Below are 16,703 nucleotides of genomic sequence, written 5' to 3' on the forward strand. Positions count from 1 at the left end.
ACTGAGGAGAAATTAATTACCCAGATTCTAGTTAAGAACACATAGGTCATTGGAATTTCAATATAAGTGAAATTATTTTAATCATGCAGTAAATCATTATCACAGAACCTTCGACAGGATTTACTCTACAATAAATCAACCCTTATTAAACGTGACACAGATCACCATAATGAATTAATTGATCTCATTTGAAGCTAATAACAGTGGCATCAATTGAGTTCCACATGTAGGTAGTGTAAGCAGAGCCCAAAGTGTCAGGGCAGTGATTGCCTAACCAGGACCATATAAATGTGAAGACATAAGCGGATTAAAATGTTGCGATATGAAGTCAATAAGATGGAGCGGGAGCACCATCTCTTGTTGCACCACAAATTCTGATAAGGAACCAGAATATGAGCCAACGGACCCTTCTTTTACTCAGCCAGGATAATGCTCATTACGAACGACTGCTCAAGGCCGCCGACCTCCCTTATCTGCGCATTCTGCGAGCCGATAACCAGAGCGATGCCGAGAAGCTGATCGGCGAAGCCCATATTCTGATGGCCGAACCGGCCCGTGCCAAACCGCTGCTGCCCAGAGCCAGCAAGCTGAACTGGCTCCAGTCCACTTATGCGGGGGTCGATGTGCTGCTCGACCCTGATAGTCGCCGCGACTACCAGCTCACCAATGTGCGCGGCATCTTCGGCCCGCTGATGAGCGAGTATGTCTTTGGTCATCTGCTCAGTCTGATGCGCCAAATTCCCCTCTATCGGGAACAGCAGAAACAGCGGTTGTGGCAAAGCCATCCCTATCAGGGGCTCAAGGGAAAAACCATGCTGCTCCTTGGGACCGGCAACATTGGCCAGCATATCGCCCACACCGGCAAACATTTTGGCATGATGGTGCAGGGCATCAGCCGCAGCGGTCGGGAGAGGGCCGGGTTTGATCAGGTTTATCAGCTGCCTGCGCTCAACAAGATGCTGACTCAGGCCGATGTCATCGTCAGCGTGCTGCCAGCCACCCGCGATACCCGTCATCTGTTCAATGCAGAACGCTTCGAACACTGCAAACCGGGCGCCATCCTGTTCAACGTCGGTCGCGGCAACGCCGTGCACTCGGTTGACCTGCTCACCGCGCTGCGTACCGGCAAGCTGGCAATGGCGGTGCTGGATGTATTCGAGCAGGAGCCGCTGCCCGCCGACAGTCCACTGTGGGGACAACCCAACCTCATCGTCACCCCCCACAACAGCGCCTACAGCTTTCCAGAGGATGTGGCCCAGATCTTTGTGCGCAACTACATCCGCTTTATCGATGGCCAGCCCCTTGATGGTAAGATCGACTTCGACAAGGGTTATTGAGCCTCACCACACATGCAAAAAGGCCCCGCCAATCTGGCGGGGCCTTTCATTTCAGGCTGTGAGAACAGGAATCAACCCACGGCCAGCTCCTTGCGGTAGCTCTTCACCTTGGCAAGGAACTGCCGACGCTCCTTGCCGCTGAGCGGTTCAGCCATCGGCAGCTTGGCAGTCATGGCATTGACCGGACGGTTGTTGATCCGCAGCTCGTAGTGCAAGTGAGCACCAGTAGAACGACCGGTATTGCCGGAGAGACCGACCTTGTCTCCCATCTTCACCCGTTGGCCCGGCTTGACCAGCAGCTTGCTCAGGTGCAGATAGCGAGTCGCCAGGGTCCGCCCATGTTTGATAACCACATAGGTACCGGCCAGCGGGTGGCTGGTCGCCTTCTGGACAATTCCATCACCGGTCGCCAGCACCGGCGTGCCGACAGGCAGGGCAAAGTCGGTACCTTCATGTGGACGAATGAGCCCAGTCACCGGATGCTTGCGTGCAGGGTTGAAGTTTGAGCTGATCCGGTAGCGGCTGTGGGTCGGGTAGCGACGGAAACCGCGTTCCAGGCTGTTGCCCTTACCGTCGTAATAGTTGCCGTCATCGGAAAGCCATGCCGACACAGTCTTGCCTTGACTGATCACTTCCACGCCAAGCAGTTGGCTGTTACCGGTGCTCTTGCCTTCAACCGTCTCCTGACGCACCAGTACCTTGAATTTGTCACCTTTTTTCAGATCCTGGGCAAAGTTCATCCGCCACTGAAACAGGTTGGCAATCTTCTGGATATGGTTGGCTGGAATCCCTGCATTGCGGGCACTGACATAGAAACTGCCGTTGATCACGCCGTTGTAACGCTGCGATTGCCACTCGACCTTCTCATTAATCATGGAGGCGGTATAGGCATCGTCGCTGCGCGCCATCACCAGCGTCTGCTTGATATTCAGACGAATCTTTAGTTGCTGCAGGATGTTGTTCTGGTCGATCAGCAGCTCAATATTCTGACCCGGCTTGAGGCGCGCCAGATAGTTCTTGTTGTCCGCGTCCAGCACCTTATAAAGGGTGGTGGTGGAGAGACCGAGATTGTTAAAAATGGCGGTCAGGTTTTGGCCGTTGCGAACTCGATAATCCTGCCACTGGGGGGTGGTGTCGACCGGGATATCGTCATCCGGCGCACTCTGATCAACCAGTTCATGATCGGGAATTTCGTTAAAGTCGGTGTTGTTTTCGTTGGTTGCCGTACCTGCGGTATCAATCGGCAACTCCAAACGCAGCGGCCGCTCCAGAATGTCGCCGGGAGCCGGCAGCAATGCCACTGCTGACAGGGTCATAGCCGTCAGCATCACCATTGCATAAAAGTGTTTGCGGGGAACCGGTGGTTCCCAATTGGTAGCCTGTGCTACCAAGGGACGGAGACGTTTCATCCGCTATCCTGTATCTAGAGCTAAAAAGAGTGAGTTACGATGTCAGTTGTTGAAAACCGCATAAAACTGATTTTTCGACAAACAAAGTTACAAATAGTTCCTTGTAATCAGCATGAACCTCACATTTTATGCATAACCCGCCTGGATGGGCAGAAATGATCGTCTTTTTAACCATTTTTTTCTATTTTTAAAAGCCGGTTCGCCATAACGCCACAATAAAACCTCATTATGTTAAGATTGTTTTGCGTGTATGTTCTCACGCCGTTACCAACACTATTGCATCGATAACTTTTATCCCGTTTCTGAATAGTACCGTCCCGCTCTTTGCGGTTGGCCAAAGTGGTTACTGGCAGCGACAGCCACCATAACAGCAGGGGGGTAAACAGGGAGCAAGGACCATATAGTCAGCGAATCTTGCCGACTGGTGCGGTGTAATCCGCTATGATATGGCGCTATCAGGCTGGCTATCAGGCCGACAAAGACGCGATGCCTGCACACTGGGGCAAAATAACACCACCCATTTCATGTCAGATGCCGCAGGCTGGCATAGTTCGTCCGGTACGAGACTCGGCCGGTGATCAGCGGCACTGGGCGAATGCGTCTGCCAGTTGCTGCATGAATTGGGGATAACCATCCGGGCCGAGTGGCACCTGTTCACCCACCTCATCCAGCAACAGTACCTTGGCGCCAGTATTGCGTGCCACCGATTCGATCACAGCCGGTGAGAATTGCGGCTCGGCATAAATGCAGCTCGCCTGCTTCTCTTCCAGTGCCTTGCGGATATCCACTAGCGTCTTGGCGCCAGGGCGACGCTCAGGGCTCACGGTAAAGTGACCCTTTGAACTCATGCCGTAGTGGCGCTCCCAGTAACCATACGCCTCGTGGAAGACAAAGTACCCCTTCTCATTCACTGCCTTCATCTGGCCGGCAATCACCTTGTCTTTGGCATCCACTTTGGCATCAAATGCCGCTAGGTTGGCGTCATAGCGAGCCTGATTGGCCGGATCCAGCTTGCCCAATTCACTTGCGATCGCCTTGGCAATCACTTTGGCCTGCGTCGGGCCAAGCCAGATATGGGGATCGACCCCTTCGTGATGATGTCCCTCATGCCCTTCATCATGGTCACCGTGCTCGTGGACGGCATGATCGTGCGCATCGTGATCATGGGAATCGTGGCTATCCTGAGTCGCGTAGTTGAACAGCGGCATCCCCTCAACCTGAGTCAGGGCCAGTGCATGGGGATGATTAGCCAGCGGCTTGGCCATGAAGCCTTCCAGCTCGGGGCCGACCCACACCACCAAGCCAGCGCTGTTGATGCTACGAATATCGGAGGGGCGCAGGGAAAAGTCGTGGGGAGAGGCGCCGGTCGGCAACAATACCTTGGGCTCGCTCACCCCGTCAGTGATCGCCGCGGTGATGAAGCCGAGGGGCTTGATGGTGGTCAGTACCTCCACGGCACGAACAGGCAAACTCACCGCCAGCAGGGCAGTGAAAAAAGCAATAATTCTCATTGGTGAATCTCGTCAGCGGGTGATTGTGTGATAATATAACAGCTTCTGTTTTTTGTTATATTATAACTCTCACTGGCTGTAAACCCCGGAGCTGTCATGACCCAACTGGTAGAGCTGAAAGAGGTCTGTCTTTCGTTCGATGGACGCTCAGTGCTCGACAAGGTCTCCTTTACCCTCAATAAAGGCAAAATCACCACCTTGGTCGGCCCCAACGGGGCGGGCAAGAGCACCCTGAGCAAGCTGGTGCTGGGCCTGCTCACCCCGGATTCTGGCCAGATCATCCGCAGCCGAGATCTGAGAGTCGGCTATGTGCCCCAGCGACTCTATCTGGATCCCACCTTGCCGCTGACGGTACGCCGCTTCCTGCAACTGGGCAAAAATAGCCGCCTCTCCATCGAGGAAGCACTGGCCCGGGTGGGCGCAGAGGGATTGCTGGAAAACCGGATGCAGAAGCTCTCGGGTGGTGAGATGCAGCGTGTGCTGCTGGCTCGCGCCCTGCTGGTCAAGCCCGAGCTGCTGGTGCTGGATGAGCCGGTGCAAGGGGTTGATATCACCGGCCAGATCGAGCTCTACGCCCTCATCGGCCAGCTCGCCGCCGAGTTCAATTGCGCCGTGCTGATGGTCTCCCACGACCTGCATCTGGTGATGGCCAGCACCCACGAGGTGATCTGCCTCAATCGCCATGTCTGCTGTCATGGCGAGCCCCAAAGCGTGGCCCGCCACCCCGAATTTGCCCGTCTGTTCGGGCGACCGGAGCAGGAGGTGCTGGCGGTCTATACCCACCATCACCACTGCGACGGCGAACACCATCATCATGAACCGCAGGCCCCCGTCATCCGCCTGCCTTCTCGCAACAACGCTCACAGCAAATAGCGCAAGCAACAGGACATTCAAGTGGACAGCTTTCTGTTATACGCCCTCGCGGCCGGTCTCGGCATCGCCCTGCTGGCCGGTCCCCTCGGCAGCTTCGTGGTATGGCGAAAAATGGCCTATTTTGGCGACACCCTCTCCCATGCCTGTCTGTTCGGCATCGCGCTGGGCATCCTGCTGCAGGTCGATCTCACCCTGGCGGTGGTGGTCTGCTGCCTCGCCATGGCGATGCTGCTGGTGATCATGAGCCGCAACCAGCAGGTGGCCACCGATACCCTGCTCGGCATTCTGGCTCACAGCGCCCTGTCCCTCGGTCTGGTTACCTTGAGTTTTATGGATAACGTGCGGGTGGATCTGATGGCCTACCTGTTCGGCGACCTGCTCTCGGTACAACCGATGGACCTGCTCTGGATCTATGGCGGTGGCGCGCTGGTGCTGCTCACCCTGTGGCGGTTGTGGGATCCCCTGCTCTCCATGACCATCTCGGAAGAGCTGGCACGGGTAGAAGGGATCCGGGTCGATGTGCTGCGCTGCGTCTTGATGCTGCTGATCGGGCTGGTGATCGCCGTGGCGATGAAGTTTGTCGGGGCGCTGATCATCACCTCCCTGCTGATCATCCCTGCCGCCACCGCCCGCCGCTTCAGCCAGACACCGGAGCAGATGGCCGGCTTTGCCGCGCTGATTGGCTGTCTCGCCGTGCTGGGTGGATTGACCCTCTCCTGGTATCAGGACACCCCGGCAGGCCCCTCTGTCGTCGTCTGCGCCACCAGCCTGTTTGTGCTGAGCCAGTTCAAGAGAGCGTAACGAAACAAGCTAGAGCGGCATGCTCTGGCGTGTCTCCATCATCAGCCACTGGCGCAACCGGCTGATGGCGGGCTCATGGGCCCGCGAGCGCTTGCAGGTAAAGTAGAAGGCATCCCCCGTCTCCAGCTGGTGTACCGGCAAGGCCACCAGCTGGGGATCATCGGGCCGCAGCATGTAGTCATTCACGAACGCCACACCCTGATCCCAGGCCGCTGCCTCCATCGCCAGCAGCACATGGCTGAAATGGTGCATCCGCGCCTCGTCAGGGATCACCAAGCCACCTGCCTTGGCCCAGCGCTGCCAATCCTCCCCCCGCGCCTTGTAGATGGACTGCACCGAGAGCAGCGGCAGCTGCCAGATGGCCTCAGGCCACTCCCCGCTGATCTGCTGCAACAGGCGGCGACTACAGACTGGAAAGAGCCGCTCCTGATAGATAAGATCGTGACAGTAGCCACGCCCGTGGGGTGAGACTGTGATAAAGCAGTCCGCCACCCTATCGGAGAGTTCGGGGTCTTCCGCCACCATCTCCAGACTCAAATCCAGCTCGGGGTAGAGTTGGCGCAATCCGGCCAACCGCGGGATCAGCCACTTCACCGCAAACGAGCTGTAGACCGCGAGTCGGACTCGCATCTCGCCGCCACCGCGCAGCTGTTCGCTGCTCTGGGCAATCTGGCTGAGCCCTGCGGCAATCCCCTCGAAGTAGCTCTCCCCCTGCGGTGTCAGGGAGAGCAGACGCCCCTGACGCAGCAGCAAGCGCTCACCCAGAAAATCCTCGAGCAGGCTGATCTGGTGGCTGACCGCACTCTGGCTAACGTTCAGTTCAAGGGCGGCGCGGGAGAAGCTGAGCAGCCGGGCGACCACTTCGAAATATTGCACGGCACGCAGGGGGGGCAGCTTCATTATCTAAAAAACTCATGAATGATCATTTTTTATCATTTTACTGGATAACGGCTACCACGCTACCCTCCCCTCATCTGAAGTGGGAGGTGGTATGAATGCAGTAGGGATCGGCATCCTTTATCTGGTGCTGGGCAATATGGTGGCGGTCTTTTCCGATGCGCTGGTCAAGGTACTGGAGCCGGATCAGCCCATCTTCCAGTTTGTTTTTTTTCGTCAGCTCTCGGCCGCCATTCTGCTGATGCCCTGGCTGCTCTGGTCATGGCGCCGCAATCCGCCGGTGGCCATCAAGTGGCACCTGCTGCGGGCTCATATCTGGGCGGTCGGCGTCTGCCTGATGGTGGTCGCCCTCACCCGCTTGCCGCTCGCCACTGCCAATGCCCTCTTCTATGCCGCCCCCCTGATGATGGTGCCGCTGGCGGTGTGGATGGCGGGGGAAGCGATCTCGCGCCAAAAGGTGCTGACTGCGGTTATCGGGTTTATCGGAGTGCTGATCGTACTGCGCCCGACCGAAGTGAACTGGGCCGCACTGGCGGCGCTCGGGGTGGCGCTGTCGATGGCGCTCAACAATCTGCTGATCAAGCGGATCCCGCTCAAGCAGCCCATCGCCCAGACCCTGTTCTTCACCAACGTGCTGAGCATGCCCTTCATTCTGACGCTGGCATTATGGGAAGGGGGCGACTGGCAGTGGCAGATGTGGTGGCCCGCCTTCGGCTCCTCGGCGCTGATCATGGTCTATGCGGGCTTGTGCGTGGTGGCCTATCGCAAGGCGGAGGCGAGCAAGATCGCCTCGGCGGAGTACACCGGTCTGCTGATGGCGGTGGCCATCGGGGTGTGGCTGTTTGACGAGCAGCCGGGCCTGCCGCTGCTGCTGGGCTGTATCTGCATCGTCCTGCCGCTTATTGCCATGGCCCGCAGCAAACCCAAACCGCTGGCCGAACCGGCGGTTTAAGCACTCAGGGTCGTGCCAGCAAAGGGGCGACCCTTTGCTGCAGAGGGGGGACGATCTCCTCCTCGAACCAGGGATTCCTCCTGAGCCAGAGAGTATTACGCGGGGAGGGATGCGGCAACGGCAGCCAGCCGGGGCCATAGTCGGCCCAGCTGCGCACCGTGTCGGTGAGTGACCCTTTGGCCGCCCCCCACAGGTAATGGGCTTGCGCATACTGGCCGATCAGCAGGGTCAGTTCGATATTGGGCAACAACATCCATACCTTGTCGTGCCAGGTGGATGCGCACTCGGGTCTGGGTGGCAGATCGCCGGATTTTCCCCTGCCGGGATAACAGAGCCCCATCGGCATGATGGCGATGCGGGATTCGTCGTAAAAGGTGGCCTTATCGACACCGAGCCACTGGCGCAGCCTGTCACCGGAGGGGTCATCCCACGGGATACCGCTGGCATGCACCCGGGTGCCGGGCGCCTGACCGATGATCAGCAAGCGGGCACTCTCGGCCCCGCGGATCACCGGACGAGGTCCCAGCGGCAGATGAGCCTCGCACAGACGGCAGGCCCTGATTTGCTCAAATAACTTATCGATTTGCTGCATGACGTTGATAGTACCAGTATTTCCCTGTTTTCCCTCTTGTGGAAACAGGGCGCGCCCCCTACTATCGCCATAGGTGTTTAATTTAATAAACGGGCAATGATGAAAAACTGGCTAGGTACCGGCACCGCGACCCTCTCTTTCATTCTGTGGGGGATGCTGCCGCTCTATTATCAATTCATGCCCGAGGTCAACATGTGGGAGCTGATCTCCCACCGGGTGCTCTGGTCTGTGGTGCTGCTGGGTGCCCTGTTTTTGCTGCTTGGCCACAAGGTGCCTTGGGCACAACTGCGCAGCGAGCCGCGTCAGCTCGGCCTCATTCTGCTGGCGGGCCCCGTGATGTCCATCAGCTGGTGCATGTTCACCTGGTGCCTCACGACCGGACAGGTACTGACCACCAGCCTCGCCTTCTTTATGACCCCGCTGTTCAATATCGTATTCGCCGTCATCTTCCTCAAAGAGCGGCTCACCCCGCAAAAGCATCTGGCGGTCGCCCTGGCGCTGGCGGGGCTTGCCTACATGCTGTTCTGCTACGGCCAGCTCCCCTGGTTCTCCCTCATCATGGGGGCCAACTTCGCCTGCTATGGCCTTATCAAGAAGAAGATCCACTACGACACCGGCACCAGCCTCTATCTGGAAGCCATGGTGCAACTGCCCGTCGCGCTGATCATCATCGGCACGCTGGCATGGCACGGGGAAGGGGCATTCGTGAACGGGGATCTGGCCGACAAGCTGCTGCTGATGGGCAGTGCCCCCGCCACCCTGCTACCGGTGGGGCTGTTCTGCTACGCGGTGGCGAGAACCCGGATGAGCACTGTGGGGCTGCTGCAATATATCGAGCCCAGCCTCGCCTTCCTGCTCGCCATCTACTGGTTTGGTGAGGCACCGGACCCCATCAAGACGGTCGGCTTCGCCTTCGTCTGGGCTGGTCTGCTGGTGAGCCTGCTACCGCTGCACCGGCTCAAGCGCCGCCGGCCTCAGGGCGTACCGCGATAGGACTCCAGCACCTGGTGCCAGCGGGGATCCCGGTCCATCTGCTCGGCGATGTCGTTGAGACGAGCATGGAGATCGGCACGGGATCTGGGCAGCAGAATATGGCGTGTATAGCTGGATTGGGGGAAGGGCGAGATAAACAACTTGCCCTGATAGTGCTGTGAGTCGATGAAAAAGCCCAGCGATGAACCACTCACCAGCGTCACATCGATGCGTCTGCGCACCAGCAGTTCAAGATTGGTCTTCACCTTCTTGGCATCGTGACGCTCCAGCTCTCCCCTTGCTGCCGCATCGTCGATCCCCTGATAGCGGTAGCCCTCCACCCCGCTGAACACCAACCCCTTGAGGGAGGCGGGTCCGCGATAGGTGATCGGCTTGTCGATGCTCGAGATCAGCTCATTGGTGTCGCGCATCACCGGAAAGGTCCAGAGATAGCGCTCGCGTTGGGGATCCCCCACCCAGGCGGGATTGACCCAGACCACCAGACCGTCAAAGTCGGGATCCGACATTTCCAGCACCAGCCGGGCGCGATTGACCAGCCAGAGCTCGATCCTGGGTTCCCCCCCCAGCTTTTCATTGAGATACTTGACCAGCTCGTGGCTCAACCCAGCCTCTCCACCGGTATTGAAGGGCGGATGCTGATGGTAATCGTAGAGACGGATCGTCTCCCCCAGAGCCGGGACCGACAACAGTAACCACAACCAGAACCAGACTCTCATCGCACCTCCTTGAGCTGCTTTGAGTTTGGCACAGAGAATTTGAATGAGAGAACCCGCGACCACCACTCCAGCGCCGCAATCATCCGCCCCTTCCCGCTGGTCTGTCTATATGGTGCGTACTGCCACCGGCCTGCTCTATACCGGGATCAGCACGGATCCGCTGCGCCGTCTGCGCCAGCATCAGAGTGGCAAGGGTGCTCGCGCCCTGCGCGGCAAGGGGCCACTGACACTGGCGTGGCAACAGGAAGTCGGCGAGAAGGGGGCGGCCCTGCGCATCGAATATCGCCTCAAGCAGCAGCCAAAATCCTTCAAGGAGCAGCTGATCCACAGCCCGGCACTCTGGCAGAGCTGGAGCCCCCAGTGGTTAGCCGAAACGACCCGACCTTAAGGGTTGCAGGCAAAAAAAGGCCACTCGATGAGTGGCCGGAAAGGGGAAATCAGGGAGCATCACACAGCGTCTTGCACAACCTCAGGCGGGTTAGAGGTAGGTATTGGAACGCTTGCTGCGGTTGCTGATCAGCCAGCAAACCGCCAGCACCAGCAGCAACCAGGGGGCCAGCTTGATGATCAGAGCAAGCATGCCGCCCAGTGCCCCAAGCAGCACGAACAGGCCGCTCACCAGCAACATGGCTACCAGGGTAAAACCGGTCAGTGCCATGACCAGCAGCACCACCAGCAATATGAAAAATTCCAGCATAACTTGCTCCTTATCAGTACCTTGTCTGCCGGCTGATCAACCCTTCGGTCAATCCAGCCAGCGCTTCAATTCATAACGGGGCGGCATCACCAGCACCGCCAGCAGATAGGCGGCCAGTGCCAGCGGCGGCATCAGGATCAGGGCGAGCAGTGCCACCACCCGCACCGTGACTCTGGAGACCCCCAACCGCCTGGCAATACCGGCGCAGACCCCGGTCAGCTTGCGATGCACCAGATCCTTGGGCCAGGGGCTCATGATTACACCTCCGCTTTCTGGCCTTTGAGGCGAGCCAGCTCGCGCTCGATCTCGTCATTGAGCTCCAGCTCGCGGAACTGAGCCTCCAGCGAGGGATTCTGCCCCAGGGTGGCCGCCTCCAGCTGGGCCTCCAGCTGATCGACCCGGCCCTGAAAACCGTCAAAACGGGCCATCAGCTCGTGCATGCGCTGGTTGTCTACCTGGGCGCGGGCACGAATGCGGCTGTGGGCTGTCTGCTCGCGCAGGGTCAGCAGTTTTTGCTTCTCGCGCGCTTCGGTCAGCTTGGCCGCCAGCCGCTCGCTGTCGACGGTGAGCTGGGCCAGCACCTCGGCCACCCGGGCCTTGTCCTGCTCCAGCTGTTCACATTTTTTGACCTCCGCCAGCTTCTCGGTGAGGGCGGCACGGGCCAGATCCTCACGCCCTTTCTGGATGGCGAGCTCGGCCTTGGCCGACCACTCCAGGATCTGCGCCTGCAACCCCTGCTGGTGGCGCTCCAGCTGTTTCTGCTCGGCAATCACGCGGGCGGCCTGGGTTCGCATCTCGACCTGCACCTGCTCCATCTCTTCGATCATCAGGCGCAGCATCTTCTCCGGCTCTTCACTCTTGTCGAGCAGGCTGTGCAGGTTGGCATTTATCACGTCGGTCAGGCGGCTGAATACGCTCATGGTCTGGCTCCTTGTTGATGGGATGGCTATCTCTTCCCATTGCATTACAAGAGCCGTGCCAAGAAAAATTATTGTTATTTTACATGTAGATGGGAATTTACCGAGGAAATCCAAGAATGGTTTATTGGTGAAAATAGACAACAATGTGGTGATTTTTACCAACAAAAAGGGAGCCTGTGGCTCCCTTACAGATTGCTGAAGAACCCCCTCTTTTTCAAAGAGGTTTTTTTAGCTCGGTCTTGGGGGACGAGTTCCTCAAGGGTGACCATCTCGATCTCAAATTGTTGGGGGGCGGGTTCTCTGAACATGGTGCAGTCCATTTATTGACCATGCAGCAATGAGATCAAACCCTGGGATCGGCGCCCAGGGGGTTGTCAGCAGTCTGCAAAAAGCGCGTCTGTTGACGCGCTTTTTTGATCGCGGTCGCTTCAATATCTGAACTGGTTGATCAGCCGAGAGAGATCCTGCAGCCGCTCTACCAGCAGGGTGATACCATCGAGCGCCTGCCTGCTGTTGTCGGCGGTGTGGCTGGCCAGCTGGTGGATCTGGTGCACCCCTTCATCGAGCGTTGCCGTCACGTCGGCCTGCTGACTCACCGCTTGGGCGATCTCGTCGCTGGTGCGGGTTACCTGCCCCAGCATCCGGTTGATCTGGGTGAGCACATCGGCGGTGGTGCCCGCATGCTGCTGGCAGCGCACCGAGGTCTGCGCCCCTTGTGTCATCCCGTCCGACAGCTGTTGTGTAGTCTGTTGCAGCGCCTGGATCATCTCGTGGATCTCGCTGGTCGAGGCACGGGTCTTCTGAGCCAGCGCCCTCACTTCATCCGCCACCACGGCAAAACCGCGCCCCTGTTCGCCCGCTCGGGCGGCCTCGATGGCCGCATTGAGGGCGAGCAGGTTGGTCTGGTCGGCGATTTGACTGATCACCTCCAGAATACCGCTGATCTTCTGGCTGTCGCTGGTGAGCTGGGCCAGCACGGCGTGGTTGGCATCCAGCTCCTGATGGAGTTGGTTGACGGCAGAGCGGGTGGTCGCCAATGCTTGCAGCCCCTCATCGGAGACCTGCTGTACCTCTATGACCAGATTGCTCGCCTCATGGGCACTGTGGGCCACATCGCGAATGGAGTGGCTCAGCTCGGTGATGGCGGTCGCCAGCTGCTCGCTGTGGGCGCGCTGCTGTTGCAGATGAGTATCGATGGCCTGGATATTGCCCCGGTCATCTTCGGCTGCCTGCAGGATCTGCTGGTTGGTGTCGGCGCTGCGCCCGACCACGGCCTTGAGTTCGGCCTGCTTCATCCGCAGGGCCAGTTCGACGGCCGCCAGGGTGTCGCGCCGTCGGGTGTAGAGCACCTGACAGAGGCGGGTTCCCTTGTCTTGATCGGCAAGGGTGAGCAGATGAGCCAGCCGCTGTTGCAAACGCCAGCCGTGGGTTGCCTGTGCCAACAGCAACAAGGCGGTGGGCAGCAGCCAGAACAGGTTGCCGGTGGCAAAGGTAGCAAGAGTGGTGAGCAAGGCAGAAACGGAGAGCCAGAGGGTCAGCTGACCAGGTTCAATGTGAAACCGGCTCAGCCAAGGGAGTGCCTTGCCGCTGCGCAGCAGGCCATAGAGCTGCTCGGCCCAGGCCACATCGCTGGCGGCGGGTTTGGTGCGCACCGACTGGAACTCGACGATCTCCTTCTGCGCATTGAGGATCGGGGTGACATAAGCGTTTACCCAATAGAACTGACCGCTTTTGGTGCGGTTCTTGACCAGCCCCATCCAGCTTTTGCCCTGTCGCAGCCGCTGCCACATATCGGCGAAGGCCGCCTTGGGCATGTCGGGGTGACGCACCAGATTGTGAGGCTCTCCTTCCATCTCGGCAGCACTGTACCCGGCCACATCACAGAAGTGCTGGTTGGCATAGGTAATATGACTGGCGGGATCCGTGGTCGAGATGAGTGCAAGGTTGTCGGGGAACTGTATCTCCCCCTCCTGATGGCGCTTGGTCATGTATCCTTCCTAAAAAGCCCAACTAATTGATAAATATCTTTTTATTGTCGTTAACAAACTATTCTAAGACTCTTTAGCGGCCCAAACTTGGCTTGGGTCAATTAATCAGCACTACGAATGTATGAAGTGAGGGGACGCTGCTGGTGCGAAAGCGTGAATGTCTCTGGCTCCGGGTTTAAAACGCGCAGCCCCCTCTTGATCTTGGCAGACTGGCGATCGTTGAAAAGTTGCTACTGGTACAACATCCTGCCGACACACATTCGTTGGTATGTTGATTCGTTATTGGCCTGTACCGCTGTCTCCATAACCTGGGAGGCAGTAACAGATAACACCTGTTAAACCGATGGGCAGAGGGGGCACCAACTGGCAGGGCGGCATTCTATGCCTGAAATGTGAGCATTAAGTGGATAAACAGGAGGGCCGCCCGCAGGCGGCCCTCCTGTTTCAGCGTTGACGGCCAGTTCAGTGTTTGACGAGGTAGAGCTGGCGGCTGTAGGCCACATCTTCCGGGTTGTTGATGGGGTAGCCCTTGAGCCATGGCTTGATGAGGCGGGCATTGGTGTACTGGTAGATGGGGGCGATGGGGGCTTGATCCAGCAGGATCGCCTCCGCCTCGCCAAACAGCTTGCTGCGGCTGGCGGCATCCTGAGTGCTGGCCGCCTCTGCCAGTAGCTGGTCATAACGGGCATTGGCAAAGCCAGCCATATTGCCGCTGTGACGAGAGCCCCACAGGCCAAGGAACGCTGAAGGGTCGTTGTAATCTGCGACCCAGGAGGAGCGGATCACCTCGAACTGACCGCTCTGGCGGCTGTCGAGATAGGTTTTCCACTCCTGATTGGTCAGCTCGACCTCGGCACCCAGCTTCTGCTTCCACATGCTGGCGATGGTCAGAGCCATCTTCTTGTGAATTTCCGCGGTGTTGTAGAGCAGGGTCAGTTTGAGCGGCTTGTCCGGGCCGTAACCGGCCTCCTTGAGCAGGGCCTTGGCCTTGCTGTCCAGCTCCGACTGGCTGCTGGTGGAGAGCAGGTTGGCAGTCGGGGTGAAGCTGGCGGTCACATCCGGAGTGAAGTGATAAGCCGGTTTCTCGCCAGTGCCGAGCACCTTGTCGGCGATCAGGGCGCGGTCGATGGTGTAGGAGAGCGCCTTGCGCACCCGCACATCGTTCAGTGGCGCCTGTTTGGTATTGAAGGCGTAGTAGTAGGTGCCGAGCTGATCCGGGGTGTAGACCTCATTCGGGATCTGCTGCTTCAGCTTGTCGTACTGCTCCTTGGGGAAGGATTCGGTGATATGCAGATCGCCAGCCAGGTAGCGGTTGGTGGCCGCGCTTTCCTGATTGATAGGCATGAAGAGCACCTTGGTCAATACGGTATGGGCCCGATCCCAGTAATAAGGGTTGGGGGTCAGCTCCAGCTTCTCGTTGACCACCCGGTTGTTCAGCACAAAAGCACCGTTGCCCACCAGTTTGCCGGGCTGGGTCCACTGGTTGCCGTACTGCTCGATGCTGGCCTGATGGAGCGGCGACAGGCTGGGGTGGCTCAGCAGGTTCAGGAAGTAGGGCACCGGTTGGGAGAGGGTCACCTGCAGGGTGTGGTCATCGAGGGCCTTGACCCCCAGCTCGCTGGCAGGCAATTTGCCAGCGACTATTTCGTCCACCTTGTCGAAACGGGCCAGTTGGGCAAACCAGGCGAAGGTGGCCGCCTCTTTCGGGTCGACCAGCTTGCGCCAGCCGTAGACGAAGTCGCCGGCCTTGACCGGATCGCCGTTGGACCAGCGCGCATCCGGGCGCAGATGGAAGGTAAAGAGCTGGTTGCCCTTGTTCTCCCAGCTGGCCGCCACCCCGGCAACCGGTTTGCCATCCGGCCCCTGGGTCAGCAGCCCCTCGAACAGATCCCGCAGTACCTGCAACTCCGGCAGGCCGACCAGCTTGAGCGGGCTCAGGCTCGCAGGTTCATCCTTGAGGTGGCGAACGACAATCTGCTCGGCGGCGAGTTGTGTTCCGGCGGGAATATCGGCAGCCTGGACAGCAGCACAGCCCAGCAGGGCCAGCAAGGGGCTCCATCCTTTCATGGGTCGGATCCTTCAAATAGTGTGAAGCGGGGAGAAAACTCGGCGAGAAAATATCGCCGACAGATGGGAAATCATGATATCCCGTTTGCTGGTCTGACCGCCAGCATTCGACTCTCACTCCCAATCGGGGTAGAAGAGCGTTCTCGGCGTCTGTGCAGTTCAATGTGGTGAGGAGTGTCAAACGATGAAAGCATGGTTAGTGCTGGCCTGTGTGTTGAGCCAGGGTGCCTGGGCGTTGGCCCCGTGCCAGAGCGACACGGCGGTGGGTAACTGGTGCGAGATCGGCATCGATGCCTTGCACCCGACTCAGGGGGGCGTCGGCCAGGTCCAGGTTGATGAGACTCAGGCCACATTGGCGGGCATGAGCGCAAAGCAGCTCGACAAGTTGATGAAAAAGAAAGAGATCCCCGTGGTCATTGCGCCGGATGGCAGCTACTGGCTGGTGGACAGACACCATCTCACCAAGGCGTTGTGGCAGCAGGGAGTCAAGGATGCGCGGGTCAAGGTGATTGGCCGCCTGCAGGACAAGGCCAACTTCTGGAGCCAGATGCAGAACAACCACTGGGCCTGGCTCAAGGATGAGAAGGGGCAACCACTGACCCCGGAGCAGTTGCCGACCAGTATCGACAAGCTGCCTGATTACCCCTATCGTACCCTGGCCGGATTGCTGCAGGATGCGGGCTACTTTCGCAAGGACAAGCAGGTCTATTTCGTCGAGTTTGCCTGGGCCAGCTGGCTCGGCAAGCAGATGCAGTGGATGCCTGTCGATAACTCCAATCTGGCCGCCCGGCTGCAACAGGCCAAACGGCTCGCCTGCGGCAGCGATGCCAAGGATCTACCCGGTTATCCCGGCAAGCAGTGCAGCCTCAACCAGTCCAAAAGCGCGCAGTGAGTGGATGTGCGATGACGGCATCCAGAGCATGCCGGAGATAAAAGAGGGCGACCCCGGG

The 16,703-nt window shown here is 58.6% G+C and carries 17 protein-coding genes; 7 read left to right on the forward strand and 10 right to left on the reverse strand.

Annotated elements, in window-relative coordinates; genetic code table 11:
* The first annotated feature begins 392 nt into the window (after positions 1–392).
* Positions 393–1,337, forward strand: coding sequence for a D-2-hydroxyacid dehydrogenase (locus ACRAUW_RS11965; protein ID WP_431362459.1), 945 nt, complete (start codon positions 393–395; stop codon positions 1,335–1,337).
* A gap of 71 nt (positions 1,338–1,408) precedes the next feature.
* Here the strand turns inward: ACRAUW_RS11965 and mepM are convergent, their stop codons facing one another.
* Both mepM and znuA read right to left on the reverse strand, forming a co-directional pair.
* Positions 1,409–2,746 carry a murein DD-endopeptidase MepM gene (gene mepM / locus ACRAUW_RS11970; protein WP_431362460.1) on the reverse strand — a complete coding sequence of 446 codons (1,338 nt, stop codon included), beginning with the start codon at positions 2,744–2,746 and terminating at the stop codon, positions 1,409–1,411.
* A 578-nt stretch (positions 2,747–3,324) separates the two neighbouring features.
* Positions 3,325–4,257: a zinc ABC transporter substrate-binding protein ZnuA gene (gene znuA / locus ACRAUW_RS11975; RefSeq protein ID WP_431362461.1), complete on the reverse strand. Its 933-nt coding sequence runs from the start codon at positions 4,255–4,257 to the stop codon at positions 3,325–3,327.
* Between the two features lie 96 nt (positions 4,258–4,353).
* On the opposite strand from znuA, the gene znuC reads away from it, so the two are divergent.
* Together znuC and znuB are read left to right on the forward strand one after the other, a co-directional pair.
* Positions 4,354–5,130: a zinc ABC transporter ATP-binding protein ZnuC gene (znuC, locus tag ACRAUW_RS11980; RefSeq protein WP_431362462.1), complete on the forward strand. Its 777-nt coding sequence runs from the start codon at positions 4,354–4,356 to the stop codon at positions 5,128–5,130.
* A 21-nt stretch (positions 5,131–5,151) separates the two neighbouring features.
* Positions 5,152–5,931: a zinc ABC transporter permease subunit ZnuB gene (znuB, locus tag ACRAUW_RS11985; protein ID WP_005354863.1), complete on the forward strand. Its 780-nt coding sequence runs from the start codon at positions 5,152–5,154 to the stop codon at positions 5,929–5,931.
* 9 nt (positions 5,932–5,940) lie between these two features.
* Here the strand turns inward: znuB and ACRAUW_RS11990 are convergent, their stop codons facing one another.
* On the reverse strand, positions 5,941–6,831 hold the full coding sequence (locus ACRAUW_RS11990) for a LysR substrate-binding domain-containing protein (RefSeq protein ID WP_431362463.1): 891 nt from the start codon (positions 6,829–6,831) through the stop codon (positions 5,941–5,943).
* A gap of 91 nt (positions 6,832–6,922) precedes the next feature.
* Here ACRAUW_RS11990 and ACRAUW_RS11995 point away from each other — a divergent pair, with 91 nt between their 5' ends.
* Positions 6,923–7,780: a DMT family transporter gene (locus ACRAUW_RS11995; protein ID WP_421353985.1), complete on the forward strand. Its 858-nt coding sequence runs from the start codon at positions 6,923–6,925 to the stop codon at positions 7,778–7,780.
* Positions 7,781–7,784: 4 nt separating this feature from the next.
* Here ACRAUW_RS11995 and ACRAUW_RS12000 read toward each other — a convergent pair whose 3' ends face one another.
* Positions 7,785–8,372, reverse strand: a complete 588-nt coding sequence (locus tag ACRAUW_RS12000; protein WP_431362464.1) for a uracil-DNA glycosylase family protein — start codon at positions 8,370–8,372, stop codon at positions 7,785–7,787.
* A 99-nt stretch (positions 8,373–8,471) separates the two neighbouring features.
* Here ACRAUW_RS12000 and rarD point away from each other — a divergent pair, with 99 nt between their 5' ends.
* The gene (gene rarD / locus ACRAUW_RS12005) at positions 8,472–9,365 is read left to right on the forward strand and encodes an EamA family transporter RarD (protein ID WP_431362465.1); all 894 of its coding nucleotides are present in this window, start codon (positions 8,472–8,474) and stop codon (positions 9,363–9,365) included.
* Here rarD and ACRAUW_RS12010 read toward each other — a convergent pair.
* Positions 9,347–10,081: a substrate-binding periplasmic protein gene (locus ACRAUW_RS12010; RefSeq protein WP_431362466.1), complete on the reverse strand. Its 735-nt coding sequence runs from the start codon at positions 10,079–10,081 to the stop codon at positions 9,347–9,349. The genes rarD and ACRAUW_RS12010 overlap by 19 nt on opposite strands.
* Positions 10,082–10,124: 43 nt before the next feature.
* Between ACRAUW_RS12010 and ACRAUW_RS12015 the strand changes: the two genes are divergently transcribed.
* Positions 10,125–10,469: a GIY-YIG nuclease family protein gene (locus ACRAUW_RS12015; RefSeq protein ID WP_431362467.1), complete on the forward strand. Its 345-nt coding sequence runs from the start codon at positions 10,125–10,127 to the stop codon at positions 10,467–10,469.
* Between the two features lie 90 nt (positions 10,470–10,559).
* Here ACRAUW_RS12015 and pspG read toward each other — a convergent pair whose 3' ends face one another.
* The 5 genes from pspG to ACRAUW_RS12040 form a co-directional block, all read right to left on the reverse strand.
* Entirely contained in the window at positions 10,560–10,778 is a 219-nt protein-coding gene (pspG, locus tag ACRAUW_RS12020; protein ID WP_005335871.1) for an envelope stress response protein PspG, read from the reverse strand.
* A 48-nt stretch (positions 10,779–10,826) separates the two neighbouring features.
* Positions 10,827–11,033 carry a PspC domain-containing protein gene (locus ACRAUW_RS12025; protein ID WP_005335873.1) on the reverse strand — a complete coding sequence of 69 codons (207 nt, stop codon included), beginning with the start codon at positions 11,031–11,033 and terminating at the stop codon, positions 10,827–10,829.
* 2 nt (positions 11,034–11,035) lie between these two features.
* Complete coding sequence (gene pspA / locus ACRAUW_RS12030) at positions 11,036–11,698, reverse strand: phage shock protein PspA (protein ID WP_431362468.1); 663 nt, start codon at positions 11,696–11,698, stop codon at positions 11,036–11,038.
* Between the two features lie 428 nt (positions 11,699–12,126).
* The gene (locus ACRAUW_RS12035) at positions 12,127–13,686 is read right to left on the reverse strand and encodes a methyl-accepting chemotaxis protein (RefSeq protein ID WP_431362469.1); all 1,560 of its coding nucleotides are present in this window, start codon (positions 13,684–13,686) and stop codon (positions 12,127–12,129) included.
* 462 nt (positions 13,687–14,148) lie between these two features.
* Positions 14,149–15,753 (reverse strand): peptide ABC transporter substrate-binding protein, encoded by a 1,605-nt coding sequence (locus tag ACRAUW_RS12040; RefSeq protein ID WP_431362470.1) that lies wholly within the window; start codon positions 15,751–15,753, stop codon positions 14,149–14,151.
* A 184-nt stretch (positions 15,754–15,937) separates the two neighbouring features.
* Here ACRAUW_RS12040 and ACRAUW_RS12045 point away from each other — a divergent pair, with 184 nt between their 5' ends.
* On the forward strand, positions 15,938–16,645 hold the full coding sequence (locus ACRAUW_RS12045; protein ID WP_431362471.1) for a ParB-like protein: 708 nt from the start codon (positions 15,938–15,940) through the stop codon (positions 16,643–16,645).
* Positions 16,646–16,703: the final 58 nt, after the last annotated feature.

It is taken from the genome of Aeromonas sp. (assembly GCF_050633025.1).
In the GTDB taxonomy this organism is placed as follows: domain Bacteria; phylum Pseudomonadota; class Gammaproteobacteria; order Enterobacterales; family Aeromonadaceae; genus Aeromonas.